Source organism: uncultured Cytophaga sp. (assembly GCF_937863595.1).
Lineage (GTDB): Bacteria > Bacteroidota > Bacteroidia > Cytophagales > Cytophagaceae > Cytophaga.
In genome coordinates this window covers 1-6,826 of sequence record NZ_CALMGQ010000040.1, presented here as the reverse complement: position 1 = coordinate 6,826, position 6,826 = coordinate 1, and the positions used below count along the sequence as shown (strand labels likewise).

At 35.1% G+C, this 6,826-nt stretch carries 5 protein-coding genes and 1 pseudogene; all 6 read left to right on the top strand.

Annotated elements, in window-relative coordinates:
* Positions 1-296, top strand: a pseudogene (locus Q0543_RS03140) (hypothetical protein); the annotation flags it as partial.
* A 1-nt stretch (position 297) separates the two neighbouring features.
* The gene (locus tag Q0543_RS03135) at positions 298-969 is read left to right on the top strand and encodes a hypothetical protein (RefSeq protein WP_299248984.1); all 672 of its coding nucleotides are present in this window, start codon (positions 298-300) and stop codon (positions 967-969) included.
* A gap of 133 nt (positions 970-1,102) precedes the next feature.
* On the top strand, positions 1,103-2,167 hold the full coding sequence (locus Q0543_RS03130; protein WP_299248981.1) for a hypothetical protein: 1,065 nt from the start codon (positions 1,103-1,105) through the stop codon (positions 2,165-2,167).
* 14 nt (positions 2,168-2,181) lie between these two features.
* Positions 2,182-4,752 (top strand): hypothetical protein, encoded by a 2,571-nt coding sequence (locus Q0543_RS03125; RefSeq protein WP_299248979.1) that lies wholly within the window; start codon positions 2,182-2,184, stop codon positions 4,750-4,752.
* Between the two features lie 60 nt (positions 4,753-4,812).
* Positions 4,813-6,009, top strand: coding sequence for a hypothetical protein (locus Q0543_RS03120; protein ID WP_299248976.1), 1,197 nt, complete (start codon positions 4,813-4,815; stop codon positions 6,007-6,009).
* A 14-nt stretch (positions 6,010-6,023) separates the two neighbouring features.
* A partial coding sequence (locus Q0543_RS03115; protein ID WP_299248974.1) for a hypothetical protein occupies positions 6,024-6,826 on the top strand: 803 nt, incomplete at its 3' end.

Here is a 6,826-nt window from a genome sequence, read left to right as displayed (position 1 = left end):
AAGTTGATATCGACTGGGCATCATTCACCGCTTTTGACTCCTATCCACTTTCTAGATTGGATATTGTATTTGACGACATAGAAGGTTTTGTTAAAAAAATCTGCAAAGATGATATGGGCAAAGAAGCATTAAAAGAAAAAATGTCGACCATTAAAATTACAAATTCAGATAAACAAGAAGATTTGAAAATGGAATTGAAAGACAATACGTTTAACCTTCATTTTCAACTTGCTGGTGGCACTTTTAGTTCATATACAGATTCTGATATGGCATCTTACGTAGAAAAACAATTATAATATGTTGATTGAATCCTTGCAAAAAGATTTATTGAAAGATTTTTCGGAGTGGTTTGACCTACTTGCAGAAAAATCAAAAAACACAACAGACACTTTAAGCTTACCAAAGCTTGAAGTGTCTTTGCGTTCTGGCAGAACCTTTACTGGAGTTATCGTTGGTTTAAAAACGTCTGAAAGTGATCGCTTATTAATGCTATTGGAACATACAAGCGTTCAAAATAAGGAATGTGTACACCTCATTCAAACACAAGAAATTATAGCTCTTTCATTTCTAGATGCACATGCGATGCTTGCAGTGTTAGCAGACGATGAAACCATAATTTCTAATTTAGATTTAAAACGAAAAATAAATCAGTTAGAAGACAGCCTTGAAAAACTGCTTTCGAAACGCATTTCAATTTCAATTAATTTTAATGATACGACAAACAAAAACAAAAATCGTATTGTTAAAATAGCAGAATTATTACCTGAATTTTTCGGTCAATTAACGAAAGACAGCATGGGTATGCAATCCGTTACTGCCAACATCGAAAAAGTAGTATTGGAGGTTGCTGAAAAATCTAACACAGCGCTACAAAACAAAACGTTAACCATCCCCTTTTCGCACACGGCTTATGTTTCTTTTGCAATAGACAAAGAAGCTATTATTCAGTCGATTGAGTTGGTGCTTTAAAACAAGAATCCCTCGTTGTGTATATGCCGATTGTACAATTTGTCACCTACACATACAAACCAGATTTTAGGAAGCAACTACAAGCACTTCTGTTACTTCCTAAAATTATAGGGATCCTAAAACAACACACGCAATGGAGGCATTACAATCAAAAAAAACCAAACAAGAATTGATTCAAATGGCCGTTGATATTCTTACAGAGAAACAACCTTCTCTGGTAATTGATTGGGATGCGTTTGAATATACAGCTTGGAAAAACAGCAAAGAACTGCTTGTTACGTTTAGAAGATACATTCGGTTTATCGCCTTGAATGCGCAACCCCAACATTATTACGACATCACGGTAAACCTTGTCACCAAACAGATCCTCCCCTTTGAATCGGGATATACCTGTACTTTTTATGTACCCACCGAAACAGACAAAAAGAAATTAGATTTTATAAAATCGATTAGCGATTTACCGTCACAGTCTACCTCAGACATCACCATTACTGAAAATGAAGATCATTACTGGATTAGTGAAACAAATAAAATAGGTTTCAGGAAATTCTTTATCGATAAAAAAACAGGTTTCAAATCGGGTGTAATGGAAGGAAGTTATTCGATAGAGATACCAAAACCTGTAGTAGAAGACGTATACCAACGGGAAGAAATGTTAAAACTCTACGATACGGATGAAATAAGTCGGATTACCAGAAACGCCATTATACGTATCGCTATTGGAATTATTACGAAAGAGCAACCGGCAATCGTATTAAATTTTGATGATTATGAAAAAATCGTTTTAGGAGATAGCAAAAACGCACTAGTAGAATTTAGAAGAATAGTGCGTTATACCCCTTTAGGAATACATCCAGAAAAAAGATTTTCGTATGATATAAACGTTAACTTAAATACGAATACCATTTTGCCTTTTGATGACACGTTTGCATCCGAATTTTATATTGAAACCGAAGCCGATAAAAAAGCATTGGAATTTATAAAAAAACACACAGGAAACTTCTCTTCTGATTTTAAAAATATTATTCATGAAGAAGAAGAACATTATAGTATTGATACCCACAATACCTATTCGCTTCAGATAAGTACGCTACATAAAAAAACAGGTGAAGTAGAAATTGTACTGAATGGACACATGGATCCCATGCCACGCCCAACTATTAAAGTAGATTTAGATGCGCTTATCGAAATTAAATAGATTAAAATAATTATATGTTAGAACTAAATATACAATCAAAAATAAAAACGGAATTAACCGCTATCCTTCAAGAGGCCATACAATCTGAAAAGATTGACACAGAAACGCTTCGGATGATTATTCTTTCTATCAATGATGGCTTAGATACATTAGAGGTCTACGCACAAAATGATTGGAACATACATAGGTTGGATGAAGATGCTCCAATGATTGGCGAAATAAACATTTCGGAATGGGTGGCTGTGGTTCATGAGGTATTAAAAACAGACAAAGCAATCGACCCCGTTTATATTGAACGTGCAACCGAAATAGAAAAAAAATATACCGAAAAAGAACCTGCAATTACCTTCGAAGATTTTGAAATATCTACAGACGCCCAACGGGCAGCATTGATTTGTTTACGTGAAGAAATGCTAACACAATTGAATGCATCGATCGTGCAGGTGGCAAATTCGGTTTCGGACAACACAATTAAACATGCTGTTGGTATTTTAACAAACCATATCACCTACGAATACGACGACATAGAATACGAGGAAGATGGTTTGTTATTGCATGGATTTCTGCATCAACAAACGGAAGGTCCGTTCTATAATGTAAGCATAATGCATGGAAACAAAGTATTGTCCAATCATTTTTTATGTTTTACAGAAAAAGGTATTCAATTATTTTGTAAAAAAAATAGTTACCAACTCAATGATGTTTCTGTTTGTAGCTATGAAGCAAAGGACTTCACGTTTATGTATGCAGATGATGAAGATTTATTTATCCGAATCAATGGCGACACTAAAACCCTTTTTATAACGGCAATAGAAGATGATTTGCAAACAACCAAAAACACGTCAGAAAAAAACTTTTTAAAAGACGTCAATCTATTTTTAAAAGCTTTCGCAGAAAAAGTACTGGATAAGGATACGGTACCCAATCCAATAACAAACAAAGATGCCTTTGATAAATGGTTGCATTTTCTGTTGGAACAAAAAGTGTATATGGGCAACCACGATACGGTGTTTGATTATGGAGATGATGCCTATAACTATTACCTACAATCACTGCCTACAGACTCGCTTCAATCCCAACGAGCCTTATCTTTTCATGCAAGCAAATTGTTTCGTGTAGGTAGATTTGAAGAGTCGGTAACGGCATTCAAAAAAATGCTTAAACTGGAAAACAGTGATAAATTAGAATATCTATGTGCGTTACTTTTAGATAATAAAAAAGAAGACTACGATGCGTATCGATCAAGTATTGAAGTAGATTACAGCCAAGAGGTACTCCAACTTTTAGATATATTATGGATACTAAAAGAACCTTTGGACGAAGATACCTTAAAGGCGCTCGAACAGAAGATTAAAACGATTCCGATACCAACATATAGCATTAAAGGGTTGCGAACGGTTGTGTTAATTAAACTATACACCTTACTTCAAGATCACGACAACGCCTTATTGCAAACACAGCGTTTATTTATAGACCATACATTAGAGTGGTTTTTACTTCGATATGAACTTCCACAGACTGATTGTGTAAGTCAGTCTTATGAAAAGTTGGTTCAACAAGAAGCCAAAGAAAATGCGTTTAGAGAACAAGAAATTCCAGCGGCATTCAATACGTCTAAAAACAAACAAACACCAATAGACTATACAACATACAACGATTGCTATTATTTAACAGACCGCATCGAAATACAAGATTGCCAATGGGTACACCCAATAGATGCAAACACGTTCCTTGCGGTGATCGAAGAAGATGAGGTACTGCTTGTTCGTGCTTCAATAACGGCAGATAAAACGGTTGAAATTTTACACCAGACCATCCTGCCAAAAACACACAATGTAGCATCTTGTACCTATCTTGATGGTGTCATTTATATAGCCGACCAATCACGAGGCATTGTAAGCTACACCGTAACAGCGAATGCATTTGAATTACGTTCTGCTGTTTATAAAAATAAAAATAACGCTGCATACTATAGAAACCTATGTATTGCGGATGGTTATCTGTATGCAAGTAATAATTGTTTTTTAGAAATATTCGATCTAAAAAAACCAGAAGTACCTGCACTCAAAGATTCGCTTTACATACATTTTGGGGGTCAGTTATTTGTGCACCACAACTTACTTGTCGTATGCTCCACCCATGGTTATGTGATGTTGATTGACATTTCGGACAAAACAAACCCCGTTTGGTTATGTACGCTTGAAGAAGATGAAACACCAAGAAACATGCATATTGAATTTGTTGGTGATTATTTGATATGTCGTTCGATATATAATATTAAAGCCCCTACCGCTCCTATCTGTATTGGAACGATAAAAGAAAACGTAGTGCCAATTTATTATTTTGCACCAAAACCTGAAGTGCTGCTATTGAGCACCGGCGATGACTATCTGTTTACTACGCTTCAACTAGAAGATAAACATGCGCGTTATACCAATTGGCTTCCAAGCAAAGAAAGTGAACACAACACAAATATCGGTGCGCGCGACAACTTGGCAACTGCCTATTTCGATTCAACGGTAATAAGTTATGGTAGATATGAAATTCAATTTTGGAAAAAAGAGTTGAATCGGATAATTAACTAAATAACATGTTTCACCAACTAATAAAGTAAATCAGATTATACGTTCAAATATTATTTTCGCATGCAGGTACAAACAACAGATTTAAAAGAGAAATTCCCCAATGCGCATTGCGTACAGTTGGTATCTGTTGCTAAAGGTACAGCGTTTTGTTTTGCGTTAGTAAACGTGTGGAAAACGGATGCCTACAAATCGATAGAGCAAGTTGTAATCTGCATTCAGGGGGCGAACATTAAAGACGTTTATTCCATTCACAATCCAGAAAAATACACCCGTTGGTTATGCATGTACGCACTTGACAATTCCAATTATTGGTTAGGAAGTAGCTATTCTAGAATCCATTCGGGTGCAACCTTATCCCTCTTTTCGGAAAACACCTTGCTCAAATCATGCAGCTATGACCAAGGACATGATTCTGAAATAATCAAATTAGAAAAAACAAAACGTGGTGATATTTTAATTGAAGGCAATTGGTATAGATGCATTCGTGCTGGCGGACATGATGAATTTTGGCCTGAAAAATGGGAGGCTACAATCAGTAATGAAGGAGCAGATATTCCAGAAGAAAACGACGCGTTACACACACAAGATTATTTTCCAGTTTCAATTTCTGATTCCAATTTAAACTGTTTTTTTGTGATCGAAAACTTTGGCATTTCTAAATACACCAGTACCGGAGAAATGCTTTGGAATAAAGGGTTGGGAGATATAGGAAATGAAAAATTAATGCCCCTAACCTATATGGCACGGTACAATACGTTCGAAAAAAAGCTAGCCAGTTCGGATGGTGTTTGGTTTGCTGGTCTTGATTATAAAAATTCGGATCGTTATTTAGGAGAAGCCTTGTTTGGCAGAATAACTTCTGCTGGTCATATTTTTTCATTATCCTATTTATTTAATGACTACCCTGAGGTATTTAAAATACACGCGCTTGTTTCGGGCAATAACAGCAATTGCTTATTGATAGGCGAAACATTGCACGTAGGCAAAGGCTCCGGATTATTTATCCTTCACATTCACTATTCTAACAATGAATATTCTAAAAAGATTCGATATTTAAATTTTAGCGCAGATGATTTACAACTTTCCATCAGCAATAAACCCGTTTTTGAGGAAAGATATGTAGACATTAAAGGCGTCTTTCCTCAACATTCGAACCTAGAAGAATTGAAAGAGATTGTTATTTTAGGAAATGTTACGCATCTACGTAATCGGGATAATGGAATGATTTGGTCTATTCAACTGGAAGATACATTCTAAAACACAAGCATAAAATGAGACATTTAGAAGACACTATAAAATTAGAATTAGCAGCATTTTATCAACAGCATCCAAGTGCGTATGCAATACTATTTGATAAAATTACGGCATATAATTACTTAGATTATGCAGCAGATAAGGAATCCTTTGAGATCTTTAAAGAACGCCTAAAAGATGATTATTTTAACACAGCAATAACGGATTATAGATCTTCTGAAAATACTGCTTTTAAAGAAGAAATTCTTACCCTTGCAGAAAATCAATTCGACGATCCATTCCGTAGACTAATTATGCTACGATGTGAAAATGCATTCCATAAAGTATTGGCGCATGCAACAGCTTTTCTGAAAGGTTCCCACTTTTTAAAGGAACATAATCTACCTATTACAGATCAATCACTATTCGCAATGAGAGATGCTTATTATTTTCCAGCGTTCAAAGAATCTGCTATACGCTTTTTCAATTCAGCATTTAACGATATTCTAACACATGCGAAAGAATATAATCCTGTAGATCAAGAGCCAGAACCTGAAACATTATTAAGTCTTGCCCAAGCGATTGCTTCTTTTAATGATGATGAACGGGAGCAATTTGCAAAACAAATTTTTGAAATTTTTACGTATAGTTGTACTGAAAATAAAAGTTATGCTATGAAACAGGCTTCTGGTTTTATAGCAATTCGACTCACCGACTTTACAACAAAATTTGATATACAGGTCATAGACAATGCAATCAAACAGTCCGAAAAAAAAGGTATAGAAGACATTTATATAGAACAATACTTGTATGCCAAATGGATATTAACAAAGAATACAAA